Raw genomic sequence first — 15138 nt, 5'->3', positions numbered from 1 at the left:
ACAGTCGGTGGGATGCGGAGGGTCATTCGTAAGCGCTGGCCGTCCGCAGTTTGCATTGTCGTAACCTCGCGAGGTCTCGGAGGAACAACGCGGTGCCCAAGGAATAGATCAGCAAGACCGTCATCAAGACAAGTATCGCGAAGAACGGCAATTCCCCCAGATCAATTCTAGCTACGGCCTGTTGAAGATCGCGATCGCGGTGAAAATATCGCAACCAAAGAACGGGGGCGCTGATCGAATGGCCATCTGTAGCGTGCCCATCATGCCAACGAGAACCGGGTCAAGCCCTGAAGCATCGACGATTGGCGCAAAAATCGGTGTGAGGATGACCAACAAGTCAAGCGAGTCCACGAGCAAACAGCCCACGAAGAAACAACGGGCGATGATCAGAATGTACTGGTCGGACGCACTTTCTAGATCGAGCGGTTCCAGCAGGCTCTGGGGAATCTGTTCAAACGAGATGTGCCATGTAAACGCCTGCCCGGCCCCGACAAGAATGAAGGCGACTGCCGTAGTTAAGCCGGTGCTGAGCGCCGTGTCCAAAGCATCGCTAACTTTCAATTACCGGTAAATCACTGTTTCGACGATCAGTGCATAGAGTGCCGAAAACGATGCTGCCAACAATCAAAACTGGAAATCCTAACGGCAGGAAAGCCCTGCGGAAAGCTGCCCTTCACTAGGCGTCGGATTTCTTTAGGACAAGCGCGATCTGGTCACCCTGCAGCGCACTGTAGAAGTAACAATAAAGCAATAACATGACCGGCAGAACAACACCTGGATGGATCCCTGCTATGACCAACTCCCCCACGCTTGTATTGGCGAGCGTGCCGTAAAGGATCATCCCGATGCTTGGAGGAATAAGGAAGGCGATGTCACTGGCATTGATGATCAGTGCCATGACTAAACTGTCCTTGTAGCCTGCCTTCAACAACTTTGGGCGCATGATCTGACTAATCGAGACTAGCGTCGCCTGAGTTGAACCCGAGACCGTGCCAAACAGTTTGCAACTGATACAGGCCGTCATTGGCAGGCCGGCCCGGCGTTGCCCACAAAAGCTTCGATCAGACCAAGCAGGTTGTTGGCAGTATGTTCGCGCGCCATGATGTCGGCCGCGAAGATGAAACTTGGCACAGCGATGGTCGCGTTGGACGAAATGCCTGTCACTATTTGCTGGATGATGACCCCGGTATCGCTCTGCGAGAAGTGTACGAGACCGATCAGTGTCGCAAATGCCAGGGGAACAACCATGGGATAGCTGAGACGCAGCACCACCCCCATTGTTACCGCCAATGCAAAGGTGATGACGTAGATATCCAACTCGCCGGCCGCGACATCCCCAAGAAATTCAAGAAAACCTGACATCTAAAGCTCTAATTTCCACTGTGTCGCTGCCGTCGACCTCGTAAGAGTGCCAGGCGCCGACATGGGTGACGTTCATGATGAAGGCGATCAATTATTGCAGGCTGGCCATGAAAAGGCCGATCGGGATCACGGAGTAGATTACGTAGACCGGAAATTGCAGCGCCGGGCTCAGGCGGTTAAGTTCTTAGATCTCCAAAACGTGGAAAACGGAATTATCCGCCTGATATGCCAGCAGCGGCCTGGTGGTGAACGAGATCAGCGTAAGGACAACTTTTTTCGACCGGCGGCTCAGCGTATCGTAAAGCGCCGTCATGCGGATTTTCCGTCTCCCTCGGCGCGCCAATGGGCGTGCCCGAAACGAAAGACGCGACGCCTGAACAGGACGCCGCACCTTTCAGCTATGTCGGCTTTTGTGCGAAGCGTTTTCAATAAAGTCATAGAAAGTTTTCGTGCAGCGTTGCGCTTTGGGTATCAAAGACGGAGCGCTCTTCTTCGGTTAGGGCGATAACCAGCAGATCGGGACGTTCGGCCTTAATCTTGTCCGTGTTCTCCGGGTTGATCTTGATCTGGTAATCATGCGCCGCCTGTTCGGTTTCGGTGATGGCTGTCTACACCATTTTCTTCTAATCGGCGGGCAACCCGTTGTATCATTCGCCGTTGATTGAAACGGTGCCAAAATACGGCAGTTAACCGAGAAGATCAGGTAGTCCTGAACTTCATGCCGCTTGGCGTTGTAGATAAAATAGACCGGGGTCACCATGCCATCGACGGTCTTCAACTGAAGCGGGCCATTGACCTCGCCCCAAGATAGCGTCGTCGGGTTGGCATCAAAAGCCTAGAAGGTTTCGACCGGAATGGTTGAGGTGAAGGTACGGATTTTCTGACTTTCGAAATCTGCAGGGCTGCAGATCGCCTTTTTGGCGCCCCAGGCCATTTCGCCCTCCGAAATCATGGTCAGCAGCTTAAGGTGCACTTTCTCGAACTTGGCGCTCAAGTCTTCATAGATGGTCGGGCTGGTCGTCAGAACCTTGCGGATTACGTCGATGTTGCCGCCCGACACATAAGGAAGATCGAGAACCTGCGCCTCGGGTACATAAGAGCCAAGGTTCCCTGTGCCGACAGACACGAAATGGACGGTGCCTTTCGAGGTCCATTCAACGATGTCGTTTTCGGTGCCCAACTGCCCATAGTGATAGAGGCGCACCTTGGTGTCGCCGCCGGATTGTTTCTTGATGCTTTCAGCAAACGCCTGAGAGAAGATATCCTGAACGTCGCTTTTGTCCTCCTTCGAGGCGAATTTCTAGGTGTCCGCGAAAGCGGCGGTCTACAGACTGGCGGCAAGCACCGCCGAAGTGAACAGCTTGCTACAGGTAGATATCGTTCTGTTGGTCCTTTCCTGCCCGCTCATGCGAGTCCTTCCGAGATGATGACAAGAGGTCGCGTTTCCTTGGCGTTCCCTTGTTCGGTAGTTCTCTTGCACAGGGCCCCGTAGCCGGCCGCACCAGATGGTGTGGTCGCAATGCCAAGTGCCGTCACAGCTTCAGCGGCTGCCACGCCTTCTTCTTCGGAAAGCGTTTCGTAATTTACGTCGCAGCGTTCGAGCACAGCCCAGGCCACAATCGAGGGTTCCTTGCAGTCAAGGCGACCCATGTTTGAGTCTGGCCCATCACTGCGGGTGGGTTGCCCGGCCAGGTTGCTTGTCTTCAAGCAGGCGGCTGCACTGGGCTCGACGACGATCAGTTCTGGTTGTTCTGCCCAATTCAGGCGGATCATGTGGGACATCGCGGCGGCAAGCCCACCGACACCGGCCTGTAGATAGACATGTGTTGGCCAGACGCCGGAGACTTCGAACTGCTGACGCATCTCCTCGGCGATCACGCAGTACCCCTCCATCACCAATTTCGGGATCTCGGTATAGCCGGCCCAGGTTCCGTCCGCCAAAAGTGTCGCACCCGTTGTTTCAGCGTCGGCGATGGCCGCTGAGACGCTTTCGTCATAGACGTCGCCCGAGCGCAACACTTCCGCACCAAGTGCCCTAAGCCGATCGCCAAACCCCTCGGGCACGGTTTTCGCAAGGTGAATCCGTGCCCCGGCTCCCATCATCCGCGCCCCGGCTGCAACGCCCATGCCGTGATTTCCAGCACTGGCGCAGACGAAGGTATGAGTTGCCGCAAAATCCTGAAAATCGGCATCTCTCATGCGCACGAGGGAAAGAGTTTCACCTGTTTCTTTCTGCCACGCTTCTTCAAGTATCCGCGCAACGGCGTATGGCGCACCCAACGCTTTGAAGGCGCCTAGCCCCATACGTTGCGTTTCATTCTTGGCGTAAACGCCCAGACCACCGGGACCTTTGAATTCGATCAGCGGTGAAACAGTATAGTTTTCCTGTGCCTTAAAAAACTCCAGGGCGCGGGCAAAATCCGGTGCAAAGCTGAGGTCGTCGGTAAATGTCATGTGTTTTTCATCCGCTTTCATTGTGAGTAGAGATTTTGCATGAATTGCCTGTTTTAAATTTTCGAAATTGGAAATACTCCTGATAAACAATTTCACCATTGTGCTCAAAGTCGCGGAGATTTTTCATGAGCGCCGAACTTGATGATGCAGACACGACAATTCTCAGAACGCTTCAGAAGGATTGTCGAATCGGGCTTGAACAACTGGCGCAGGAGTGCAGCCTTTCAGTTCCGTCCGTGCAGCGGCGGCTCAAACGGCTGCGGGATTCCGGCATGATCCTAAAAGAGGTCGCTGTCCTCGATCCGTCGCGCTTCGACTGCAAGATGACATTCATTGTTCTTGTGGAGCTTGACCGGGAGTCGCTGCAGCAACTCGACCTTTTTCGCAAGCGTGCCAGAAACGAACCGCAGGTTCAGCAATGCTATTACGTGACTGGTGATGCTGACTTCATTCTCGTCTGCGTTGCCCGGGACATGCAGGATTTCGAGGATTTGACCCATCGATTGTTCTTCGACAACTCTAATGTCCGCAGATTCCGCACATCTGTTGCGATGGATCGTACAAAAATCGGCCTGGACCTGCCGATCTGAACACTTTGCAATTGCACTGGCACTGAGTGCAGCGCGTTGAGTCGACCGTTCCCCAGCGGATCATAGAACTTGTATGCAAACCCATCTGGAAACGCCGCTTTGGTGCAAGTTTTTCTGTCTGGTGCGCGTAAACTTGATGCAATTTGTGCATTGCTACTGTGTAGAACCAATGGAACTCACACGCGGATGACGAAATGAGTAACTTTGAGACACGTCTGATCGAGCTTCGGCAGGATCTGCATAGGAACCCTGAACTGGGATTCCAAGAGACACGAACCAAGGCAATAGTTGCCGACCGAATGCGAGCGCTTGGGATCGAGGTTCACGAAGGCGCAGGCGTTGTCGGTGTGCTCCAATCCGGAGGCGGCAATAAGGCCATCGGGCTACGTGCTGATATGGATGCCTTACCGATCACCGAAACCTCCGTGCATGACTATGTCTCGACAGCACCGGGTGTAATGCACGCATGCGGTCATGATGGCCACACGGCAATGTTGCTTGGTGCAGCGGAACGTCTGTCGCAAGATCCTGCCTTCGACGGCACGGTCGTCTTTCTGTTCCAGCCGAACGAAGAGCATGGCCTTGGCGCGCGTGCTATGATCGACGAAGGTGTGCTAGAGCAATTTCCGGTCGAGGAAGTATATGCAATCCACAATCTGCCCGGAGCGCCCACCGGTCAGGTTTCGACGCGTACCGGTATCATCTGCAACAGCGAAACGCTGTTTGAGATTGATGTACAAGGGCAGGGTGGCCATGCCTCCATGCCGCAAACCGGCGTCGATGCCATAACCGTTGGTGCTGAGATCGTGCTTGCGTTGCAGACCGTGGTGGCGCGAAAGCTCGCGCCCGCATCCGGCGCAGTCATTTCCGTTACCGAGTTCCTGACCGATGGCCAGAGAAACGTCCTGCCTGGAAACGCCACTCTCAAGGGCGATTTTCGCGCCAGATCGCCCGAGGACCGCATCGCCATCGAGCGTTTCATGCGCCAGATCAGCGAAGGGGTGGCGGCAGCGCACGGCATCAAGGCGTCGGTGACCTTCGATACCCAATTCGTAGAGACCATCAACTCCGAAGCACCGGTCGAGGCGGTATACCGTGCCGCTGAATCCGCCGGTTGCGACCTGATCCGGGATCGCGACCCAATGAGCTTTTCTGAAGACTTCGCACAGTTTTCGGCCGCCGTGCCGGGCTGTTTTCTGTTGCTGGGCAATGGCGAGACCGGACCAAATGCCCAACCGCTCCATGCCTCTGACTATAATTTCAATGATGCCTTGCTACCCATAGGTACAGAATTCTGGGTCAAACTGGTCCAAGACCGACTGCCCCTTCAAAAGGATCACCATTCATGAACGCCCCAAGACGCGGCTTCGACAATGAGGAATACGCTAATCGTACGGCGGCAGCACAAGCCAAAATGGCAGAAGCCGGTATGGTTGGCATTTTGCTGACCACTGAACCGGACGTGCGCTATTTCACCGGGTTTCATACGCTGTTCTGGCAAAGCCCAACTCGCCCGTGGTTCCTGTTCATACCCGCAGCAGGTAAACCTATTGCGATCATCCCCGAGATCGGGGCCGATCTTATGCGCCGCACCTGGATCACTGATATCCGCACCTGGAGCGCCCCTGCGCCTCAAGATGATGGCGTCGGGCTTTTGACCGATCTGCTGTCCACCTATACCGGACGGGGCGAGACAATCGGCCTGATGAAGGGACACGAAACCCACCTGCGGATGCCGCTGGGCGACTATGAACGGCTGATAGCTGGACTCAAGGGACTCGCGATTGCAGACGCCACAGATATCGTTCGCAGCTTGCGCATAGTGAAATCTGCGGCCGAGCTCGAAAAGCTGTCGCACATCTGCGCCATCGGTTCGCGAACATTCGCACGGGTGCCTGAAATCGCCCTCGAAGGTCAACCTCTCGAAGACGTATTTAGGGCGTTTCGCCGTGAAGGTCTGGCGCAAGGCGCAGATGACGTTCCCTACCTTGTCGGGGGTGCAGACAACGGTGGATATCACGACGTCATCTCGCCCCCGTCGCGTCGCCCACTGGCGCGTGGTGATATCCTGATGCTCGACTCTGGCGCCAACTGGGATGGATATTTCTGCGACTTTGACCGGAACTGGGCTATTGGCAGCGCGGATGATGCCTCACGCCGCGCCTATGACGTGCTTTGGCGCGCGACCGAGGCCGGAATTGCCGCCGCCCGCCCGGGCGCGACTTGCCGCGATTTATTTCATGCGATGCAGAAAGTGATCGCTGAGCTGGACGATCAAGGCGGTGACGTTGGCAGGTTGGGTCACGGGCTTGGCATGCAACTGACCGAGTGGCCCTCGCACACCACCTGGGATTCGACTGAGCTTACAGAGAACATGGTGCTGACCCTTGAACCTTCGCTTGGCTACGGCGACGGCCGGATTATGGTTCACGAAGAGAACATAGTAGTGCGCGCAGGTGGCGCGGAACTTCTAACCGAGCGTGCCACGCCCGAGCTTCCAATCATCTGAGGACCAATATGAAGCTTGATTTCCAAACAGACGACGGCATCGGCACACGAGCAAATCTTGGTGTGATTGTCCTTGAGACGGACGAAACGCTGGAGCAAGAGTTTTCCCGTATCATGGACCTCGCAGGGGTTGCGCTTTACCACAGCAGGATCCCAATGGTGCCCGAAATCCGGCCCGACACCTTGTCTCGAATGGAGCAGGACCTGCCGGCATCAGCGCGGCTATTGCCGCCTTCGCTCAGTTTTGACGCCATCGGATTTGGCTGCACGTCAGCTTCAACGGTGATTGGATCTGAGAATGTTGCCCGCGCCATTGAAGCCGCATGCCCTGGCGCTTGCGTCACTAATCCGCTGGCGGCAATAATCGCCGCTGCTCGGCATCTGGAGGCAAAGCGATTGGCCTTCGTAACGCCCTACATCCCAGAGGTATCTGCCGGGATGCGTTCAAAGCTCGAGGAGGCAGGGCTCCAAATCGCGGGCTTCGGCTCGTTTGAAGAAGGCAATGATCGTGTGGTTGCGCGGATCACAGAAGCGTCAATCCTTGAAGCCATCGAGAAGGTCGCCGCGCAATCACCATGTGATGCCGTTGTTGTCTCCTGCACAAACCTGCGATGCCTCGATGTGATCGCCCAGGCGGAGCAGAAAGTCGGGATTCCGGTGATTTCAAGCAACCAAGCCCTAGCCTGGCACATGCTTCGGTTGGCGGGCATTGAGGACACCAACCCCAAGTTTGGACGTCTTTTTGAATGATGTGAAGGCTAGGGCGCTTCGATGTCGGGGCTCTCTAAAATGCAAGCTGCTTAGTCCCAGTCGTAATTCTTTTGAGAAGAACAAAGAAAATGCCAGCTTTAGCCAATGGTCATTTTGAAGACACCGACCGAGCAACGCAATACGCAGTTTTCGCGATGCCAGAATATATGTCGAGCATGGGATTGGGTGCAAAGATTTGACCATCCAAGTTTTATCAGTCTTGTAATTGGGTTGCCAAACTATTGAAAATCTTGAACCCAAGCATTGGTCGGCAAGCATAGCAAGACTCGTGATTTCATGCTTTCGCGGTGCCGACACCGCGGGCATCAAGGCCACCAACAATAAAGCTAAGATGCTGTGGTTGCCCGATCTAAATCGAAATGGTGAGGTGGAAATACTCGAACAATATCGTCGAGCAGGGCTTCCGTTTCACCATGATCGGTCTATCGTGGGATGCATGCAAGTTGGTATTTGTACCGTCTTGGTTGTGGCGCAACTGGCCTTCACGGCCCCGTTCGTCGAGGAACTGGTCCCTCGGATCAATTCCCATTTGGACCTTCAAGTTTTGAAGGAAAGCCAGAAGCAAGAGAAAAAATCTTGCTCTTCTCAAAAGTTGCAAAAAATCTCTCTTCGTATGGGTTTGTGCATTTTTCAGGCTAAATAGCTTGCAAGGATGGTGCATTACGGTAGAGGATCATCGAGAGTAAGCCTGAAGGGAGGCGGTTAATTTGTTGTATTCATACAAAAAATTTTCGGAAGTTCGAAAATGAAAATCACCACACTCGCTCTAAGCATTCTGAGTTTGCAACTATTGCCCTTCGAAGCCTTTGCTGAAGAACCCACTAAGGAGCTTTCATTTGTGCAGGGCTCATACGTTGCTCTGGAACTTGCCGCGGCAAACGCAAGCGGAACATCAGAGTTTCCAATTTTGTCCGGCGGGACTGAAACCAGTAATTTCGATGCAGGATCCGGACGAGGCCTCAACGCAGCTATTGGCTACAACGTGTTGAGGGGGAGATACTTTTACGGTGCAGAATTTCGGTATTCGAACCTAATTGACTTGTCGGAACGAAGCTCTTCGGGAAGTGAGAACAGGGAAGTTCTAGATGTTGCCGATATTCGTGGTCGGTTTGGCCTTATTCAAGGTAATTTTCTGTACTATGGCGCGTTAGGATGGTCGTGGTCCAGATTCCGGGTCCACCCCAGCAGGAAATTTGAAAACAGAGAAAGCCAAACTACGATAGATGGCTTTAACATTGGTGTGGGGCTGGAGTACAATTTCTCAGAACGTTGGTTTATAGGCGGTGAGTATTCATACCGAGATTTAAGTGGTAAGTTTGAAGAGGCGAATGATGAAACAAGCATTGACCTGGGCTTGCTTTCTGCCCGAGTAGGGTTTCGATTTTAGTTTTCACGGATCGAGCTATTGTCGCAATCTTTGAGTTAAGCTTGAATTTGGTGCGAGTTCGGACACTCGTTCGTAGGATTTGTTGCGAAATTTCGCGTTGACCGAATAAAAGTTGTCGCACCCTTAGGTTCAGAGTGTGTTTTTGTTTCACATCCGGAATATGGCAGAGGCAGCGATGGCGGAGAGTAATACCTTCGGATACCTGTCATAGCGGGCTGCCACGCTCTTGTCATTGACCTGCCAACCCGCATCTCTCAGCAATGTCGCGATCCGACGCAACCCGTGTCGCCCATACTGACGAGCCCGTTCGATCATGTGTGCGGCTAATCTGCCTTTATTAGCACAGCCCCTCGAAAACTTTCGTTGTGTGGATTGATGCAGTTTCAAAAATACGACGGGCACGACCTTCCGGGATCTCGGGCTGACAGCGAACCTGATTGATACGGGGCACGGCAAGGCCCGGGACTCAGAATTTTTCCTTTGCCGCCTCCGCCATGCCTTGCCAACAAGCACTTCAACCTGCCGTAACTTCATGGCAATTCACTATGGCTTGTTTCCCTTCGTAATTCATCCGTTTCCAAAAAAATATCGGGGGATCAATTAAGTGGGAAACAGTAGTGACGTTTTTTTAATATGTATTGGAAAATCACCGACGCGTTGTTTTCCCTTAATTAATTGCCTGATTGAGTGGCAGAAACTGTTTATGAGATGCTAAAGTATCCATGTTGAGTTTCTATAGTGATAAATTCGAGAAATATATCTATTTCAGCGTAACCGATTAAAAATAGGTGTTCGACTTCTAATTTGCCCATCTTCGAACGAATAGCCAAAATTGGATATATCGCGGAAATATGCTTGTCTTACCACTTCATGACCAAAATCGTTGTAATATAATCGATAGTCGTCCCTTCTTGATCTTTTTCGATTTCGTATGATTTTACGCTTCAAGCCCAGTTTTTGAATTACGAATTTTAGATCGGCCTCGAATCGCTCGAAACGGCCTATGAAATCTGCGCAAATTTCTCCGTCCTGATCGCAAACATACTCCCACTGAGGGCGAAAATACCTAATTTTGAGCATTTGCTCATGATTATCGTAAAACGCAGAAAGAAAACTTTCGAAATCTCTGTGAGAAGCAACTTCCAAAATTTCCGGCCGTCTTTGCGATACATAGTGATAAGCTGAAACAAGGCGATCCCAAGGATTTCTTACAAACGCAAAAGAAAAGTAGTCATTCACTTCATTCCCTACGATCTTTTTCATTTTACTAATAGTTGATGCGCCATCTCCTCGTTTATCAATACTTGTTTTTTTGTGCGAAATAACCCAATCATTTTTAAGCATCGTTGTAACTGTCGAGCCGCCTGTTTTAGGGATATGCGCGAAGATCACTTTGTGCTTGGGATAAATTGGCATGGGTCACCGAATTTTTGCAGCGTGCTCACAGCCATTCCATTGATATCATAATTAAATTAAGCTGAAAAGTGGGAACATGGAAGTTCGTTGCTACAGAGCATGAAGAAACTTTTGTGGAGATTAGCAATTTGAATGGTCAGCTCCACCTGGGTCATGTTTTCAAATGCCCAAGCCAGAAGCGGATAGAAGTGTTGTCGATGAAGACTAAGCCGTTTGGCCAAAAGGGGTTCATTCGGTGAGTTGAGCGTTATTACAACTGGATACTGTAAAACAACAAGCTTGAAATGGCGCTTTGTGGCTGGCGAGCCTCTGAGAACGGATTCAGGCCGCCCTGACCAATAGCGGGGTGGTTGTACAAGCATTGCAAATGATAGGTAGCGCCGCGTTCAACGTTTAACATTGGGCGGCGAGGTATTGTGTAGGAATCAGCGGTAGGGCTTTGGCCTTCTTTATGGAGATTTGACGCCCAACATCCCATCTTCTCCAACGCCGCAGGTTTGCCCATGAAAACCGAGACCACACTGGAAGAAAACTCAGATTGTCTTGGCTTCGATATGGTCATGGTCGGCAATTGGCTCAAGCCGTGTGTCTTGTTCGCCGAACGCGGAATCGCTGCTGATAGCATTCGAAAGCCCTTTAACACACGCGATATCCTGCCAGCCATCTCATGCGGAAATTGGGCAAGAGGCGCGTCGGTGTAGGTCGCTCTGTATATCACCTGCGCAAACTGGCTAAACAATGCTTCAATAGGCTGATGCGTGCTCGTCCCGTCGACACCCGCTACGACAAAACCGTCGAAAGCTTCCTCAGCTTCGCCGAGTTCACGCTGATCTGCCTTCCAATCCGCTATTTGGCAACATGGCTTAAGGAAAAGTTCGCAGGGTGCAAATATCGAAACCTGCAAGCTCACAATTCCAAACCGGAATCCGTGACAAAAACACTTTGAGAACGCGTGCTAGACATTGCAGAAATGACAGTGAAATTGAGGGCACAAAGAGGACTCTCTGAGTATAGAATTTAGGAAAAAGTTTTCCCAGGTTAAAGTATCCTTGGGCCAAATGTGAGCAGCCTTATCCGACTGGTCCAATGCGTCTAAACCAATAGCGTAAATGAATCGACGTCAGGCCCACCATGCAAGACGCTTTGCACCGGGGCTGATTTATGAATTTGAGTCAGGTGGCAAGTACCGCCTTCATTATTGGCCAGCGCGACATCGCAGCGCTCTGGCCCTCGGGCGGGACGGGACTTCGGAGCGACGCCAAGAACGCCGCGAGGCCATCCAGACCGTCCATTGAGGCGACTAGCCCAGCAGCGACACGTTCGGTGGTCTCAAGGATGTTTACTTTAACAGGGGTATTCGCTTACATTGCCTGCCCGGTCACCGGCTGGTCAAAACGCAGCTCCGATCCTTGAGCTTCAAGCACTGCGCGATGCGCTGCCGTCATCTGATGACGCACGGATACCGGATTAGGAATGGTGAGGCTTTGGCCGTCTTTCTGGCATCTGTTCAGGAATTGGAGAAGACTTGGATATGACAGTAAGGGTGGGATGATAGTGCTCCAGAGTTTTTCTCCCCCGTTTTAATGCTGAGGCGGTTGAAAGTTGACAAAGGTCAATTCCATCGCGCCAAACGAGGTTAAAGAAAGCGGTGTGGTAAACCTTGCTGTGACGGCAGGAGGTCTGTTTGTCCCACCCCCAAAACTCTATTCTGCAACATCCCGCTGCGTTGGCGCGCGCGATGCGCGTTGTCCCGCTAGCGCCACTGTCCCTTTCGTTGGCCTTGTTCGCGCTCAGAAAAACGACAAACAATCCCGGTGTGTTCGATCGTTTTGGTTCTCATGACCGAGCCGAATTTTTGCTGGATCCGGTCGATCTACCAATTGTTCTGCGCCTCAATCCCAATGGCGGTCAGCCGCAGATACGGCTGCGCCGGGATCGCAGTGCTGGTGCGGCGAGTATTTCCGACTGGCTGGCGGCGCTGCTAGGTCTGATTCATGGCGCATTCGATGGTGATGCGTTGTTTTTCCCTCTCGATTTGGCGATTGAGGGGGATACAGGGGCTGCCTTGGCCCTGCGCAATGCAATCGCTGACACAGAACTTGATTTGGCGCAGGAAACCGCATCGCTATCAGGACCCTTCGCAAAGCCGATTCAACATGTAATTGCTCTGATGAAGCGGCGGACGGGCTTGTGCCTTTCACGGCCAGAGAATGCGGCTGCATGGTAGAGGAAATTGTATGCCCGGCGGGAACGCCTACCGCTTTGAGCGCTGCTGTACGAAAGGGCGCGCACATTGTTTATTGCGGCTTCAACGACGGCTCCAACACGCGGAGTTTTCCGGGCCCGAATTTCGATCAGGCCAAAACGCGTGCCGGGGAGGAATTTGCTCATGCGAATGATGCCAGACGATTGGTTGCGATCAACGCCGAGACCCGGATTGAGACCCAGAGGCTTGTATTTTGCAAGGGTGAGCGTGATGGCGAGGACCGTTGTTTGCTCTCGTCTTGGGCCACGGGGCTGTTGCCGAATAGGAACGGGACCTGTTCGACTGCTAGCTATGTAGAATACAGCGAAGAACAGGGCGTTTTGATTGAACTCCAGGATGGCTATCTGATCCGCCACCTCAAAGAGGCCGAACTTGCACCCTGTCCCACGCTTTGCAATGGGTGTTTCTCGGTCGCAAACAATACTGCGCGGAGTGGTCGGGCCGCAGTTGAGTCATGATCTCGGGTAGGGTCGCCCCGTACCGGATCCTGTTTCCCGCTTCGTTTCTGTGCGCGTTGTTCACAGTAGCTCTTTGGCCGCTTGGTGATTGGTACCTAGGTTTTGGCCCGGCATTCGAACCGGAAATTGTATGGCATGTTCACGAGTTGTTATTTGGCTTTACCGGTGCGGCGATCGGAGGATATCTGCTGACGGCACTACCAGCCTGGACAAACAGGCCGCCGCTGCAGGGTGGCGCGCTGATAACTTTATTGGCTTTGTGGGCCGTCGCACGCATTGGTATGGCGTTGGCAGATTTCGTGCCTCCCGGATTGCTTGTCATTGTCAATGCCGGGTATTTCGTTCTGCTAGCTGGCATCATCGGTCTTCAGCTGATCTCGTCTGGCAACTATCAAAAGCTGGTCTATCTGGGTGCGGTTGTGGGGCTTGGAGTTGCTGAGTTTCTCTTTTTAAGCGCAACACTGGCGGGGGCACCGTCAATGAGCCTGGATTTGGTTGATATCCTGCTGATTGGTTTAGCTATGCTGATGATCAGCATTGGAATACGTGCAATTCCGGCCTTCACCAGCAACTGGCTTGCCCTCGATGGCTTCGACGCGACGCTGGTTCCAAACACTTGGCAGCGGACCACCCCGCAAGCGCTCCTGGGTCTGGTTCTAGTTGCCAGACTGGTTGGGTGGCTCGACTTGGCTAATATCGCAATGATTTTTGCTGCTATGGCGGTGTTATGGACCATGCGCAGGTGGAGAACGCTTGCTATAATCCGTAACCCGTTGCTTGTGGCGTTGCATCTTGCTTTTTTCTGGGTGCCCTTTGGCCTGATTGCCATGGGCGTTACGGGATTAGCTCCGTCGCTCTATCCGATGGCGGATGCCCTGCATGCCATCACAATCGGCGGAATGGCCGGAATGATCATGGCGATTGCAGGACGGGCAGCCGCGCATACCACCGAAGGCGACTTGAAGGCCAATTGGGGGTTTATACTTGGTGTCTTGATGATCTGGATTTCGACCTGCGCCCGCATTGCGGCACCAGTTTTTTCTGGTCATCCCCTCGTTGTCTGCGCCGCTGTGCTGTGGTGTCTGGGTTGGACTGCTTTCCTGATCGGTTTTGTGCCTGCTCTCAGCGGACCACTGCGGCGCCCAGTTTTGAGCGGCCGCAGGCGTCAAGCGCTGGTGAGTAAGTCACACATTAAAAGGGCAGAGGGATGAAAATTGCATTCGTCTCTTCTCATAAAAGTGGTGAAATTGCCGGGTTGCATTCTGAAGTGGCTAATGAGCTGAAAAACAACGGGTTTGAGCTGCGGGAAAGGTTCTGTGGTTTTGTAGCAAACTTTGATGGTTATTTGTCCGATCCATCGGAACTCTGATAGAGGCGTACCAAACACGAGCAGGGGCAGTTCGTGAAGATTCATTCGAAGGTGCGCATTTCCCGAAGGACGTGATCTTACACGCAGTGTTTTCTATCTGCGCTGCTCCGTGTCGTAGTGAGATCTGGAGGAAAGCCAGGCCGAACGCGGCGTGGAGCCGTTGGATCGTCAAATATGAGCCATTGAGTGCCGACAAGGCACGTTGTCAGAAACGAAATTGTGGCGGTTTCCGGCGTGTGTATGAAGCTTGTGTTCGCGTGAAAGGAAGGTGGGTTTGTCTGAGCCGCGCCGTTTTCAAATAGCCATTTGCCTCCGAGTACTGCATTGAGATTACAGAGCAATAGCTCCATCTGGTCAGGTGTTTCACTCTCGGCGCAAAAAGCTCTGTATCCACTAATAAAACTCACACTCGTTTTTCCGCTACTTGTTCTTCACGCTGTCTCTTTACCATGGCTCGTTTTGTGACAAGTGATGCGGTGATGACGCCCACTGTCACAATGGCGATCATGATCGTGGAAAGCGCGTTGATTTCGGGGCTGACGCCCAGACGCACGGCC

At 52.8% G+C, this 15138-nt stretch carries 14 protein-coding genes and 3 pseudogenes; 9 read left to right on the top strand and 8 right to left on the bottom strand.

Going from position 1 to position 15138, the window contains the following annotated elements:
- Positions 1–171: 171 nt before the first annotated feature.
- The 5 genes and pseudogenes from ABLN94_RS05675 to ABLN94_RS05655 form a co-directional block, all read right to left on the bottom strand.
- Positions 172–543, bottom strand: coding sequence for a TRAP transporter large permease subunit (locus ABLN94_RS05675; RefSeq protein ID WP_352990215.1), 372 nt, complete (start codon positions 541–543; stop codon positions 172–174).
- Positions 544–676: 133 nt separating this feature from the next.
- A pseudogene (locus ABLN94_RS05670) lies at positions 677–1248 on the bottom strand (TRAP transporter large permease subunit).
- A 298-nt stretch (positions 1249–1546) separates the two neighbouring features.
- On the bottom strand, positions 1547–1675 hold the full coding sequence (locus tag ABLN94_RS05665) for a hypothetical protein (RefSeq protein ID WP_352990213.1): 129 nt from the start codon (positions 1673–1675) through the stop codon (positions 1547–1549).
- Positions 1676–1858: 183 nt separating this feature from the next.
- Positions 1859–2650, bottom strand: a pseudogene (dctP, locus tag ABLN94_RS05660) (TRAP transporter substrate-binding protein DctP); the annotation flags it as partial.
- Between the two features lie 116 nt (positions 2651–2766).
- Entirely contained in the window at positions 2767–3816 is a 1050-nt protein-coding gene (locus tag ABLN94_RS05655) for a pyridoxal-phosphate dependent enzyme (RefSeq protein WP_352990210.1), read from the bottom strand.
- Positions 3817–3941: 125 nt separating this feature from the next.
- On the opposite strand from ABLN94_RS05655, the gene ABLN94_RS05650 reads away from it, so the two are divergent.
- From ABLN94_RS05650 to ABLN94_RS05625, 6 genes are all read left to right on the top strand, one after another.
- On the top strand, positions 3942–4406 hold the full coding sequence (locus ABLN94_RS05650; protein WP_352990207.1) for an Lrp/AsnC family transcriptional regulator: 465 nt from the start codon (positions 3942–3944) through the stop codon (positions 4404–4406).
- A gap of 194 nt (positions 4407–4600) precedes the next feature.
- Positions 4601–5755, top strand: a complete 1155-nt coding sequence (locus ABLN94_RS05645) for an amidohydrolase (protein ID WP_352990204.1) — start codon at positions 4601–4603, stop codon at positions 5753–5755.
- Positions 5752–6915 carry a M24 family metallopeptidase gene (locus ABLN94_RS05640; RefSeq protein ID WP_352990201.1) on the top strand — a complete coding sequence of 388 codons (1164 nt, stop codon included), beginning with the start codon at positions 5752–5754 and terminating at the stop codon, positions 6913–6915. Before ABLN94_RS05645 ends, ABLN94_RS05640 begins: the two co-directional genes overlap by 4 nt.
- Positions 6916–6923: 8 nt before the next feature.
- Positions 6924–7664, top strand: coding sequence for a maleate cis-trans isomerase family protein (locus ABLN94_RS05635; protein WP_352990199.1), 741 nt, complete (start codon positions 6924–6926; stop codon positions 7662–7664).
- Positions 7665–7890: 226 nt separating this feature from the next.
- Positions 7891–8328, top strand: a complete 438-nt coding sequence (locus ABLN94_RS05630; protein WP_352990197.1) for a hypothetical protein — start codon at positions 7891–7893, stop codon at positions 8326–8328.
- A gap of 102 nt (positions 8329–8430) precedes the next feature.
- A complete protein-coding gene (locus tag ABLN94_RS05625; RefSeq protein WP_352990194.1) occupies positions 8431–9072 on the top strand; it encodes an outer membrane protein in 642 nt (213 codons plus the stop codon).
- Between the two features lie 765 nt (positions 9073–9837).
- On the opposite strand, the gene ABLN94_RS05620 is transcribed toward ABLN94_RS05625, so the two are convergent.
- Positions 9838–10488: a sulfotransferase family 2 domain-containing protein gene (locus ABLN94_RS05620; RefSeq protein ID WP_352990191.1), complete on the bottom strand. Its 651-nt coding sequence runs from the start codon at positions 10486–10488 to the stop codon at positions 9838–9840.
- Between the two features lie 250 nt (positions 10489–10738).
- On the bottom strand, positions 10739–11392 hold the full coding sequence (locus tag ABLN94_RS05615) for a hypothetical protein (protein WP_352990188.1): 654 nt from the start codon (positions 11390–11392) through the stop codon (positions 10739–10741).
- A 780-nt stretch (positions 11393–12172) separates the two neighbouring features.
- On the opposite strand from ABLN94_RS05615, the gene ubiT reads away from it, so the two are divergent.
- The 3 genes from ubiT (at position 12173) to ABLN94_RS05600 (ending at position 14581) form a co-directional block, all read left to right on the top strand.
- Entirely contained in the window at positions 12173–12715 is a 543-nt protein-coding gene (gene ubiT, locus ABLN94_RS05610) for a ubiquinone anaerobic biosynthesis accessory factor UbiT (protein ID WP_352990185.1), read from the top strand.
- Between the two features lie 493 nt (positions 12716–13208).
- Complete coding sequence (locus ABLN94_RS05605) at positions 13209–14423, top strand: NnrS family protein (RefSeq protein WP_352990182.1); 1215 nt, start codon at positions 13209–13211, stop codon at positions 14421–14423.
- Positions 14420–14581 carry a hypothetical protein gene (locus tag ABLN94_RS05600; RefSeq protein WP_352990179.1) on the top strand — a complete coding sequence of 54 codons (162 nt, stop codon included), beginning with the start codon at positions 14420–14422 and terminating at the stop codon, positions 14579–14581. Before ABLN94_RS05605 ends, ABLN94_RS05600 begins: the two co-directional genes overlap by 4 nt.
- A gap of 403 nt (positions 14582–14984) precedes the next feature.
- Here the strand turns inward: ABLN94_RS05600 and ABLN94_RS05595 are convergent.
- Positions 14985–15138 (bottom strand): annotated as a pseudogene (locus ABLN94_RS05595) (putrescine ABC transporter permease PotI); the annotation flags it as partial.

It is taken from the genome of Ruegeria sp. SCP11, assembly GCF_040329455.1.
GTDB classification, from domain to species: Bacteria; Pseudomonadota; Alphaproteobacteria; order Rhodobacterales; family Rhodobacteraceae; genus Ruegeria; species Ruegeria atlantica_E.
Note: the sequence above shows the minus strand (reverse complement) of the source record. Positions and strands in the feature narration are given on the sequence as shown.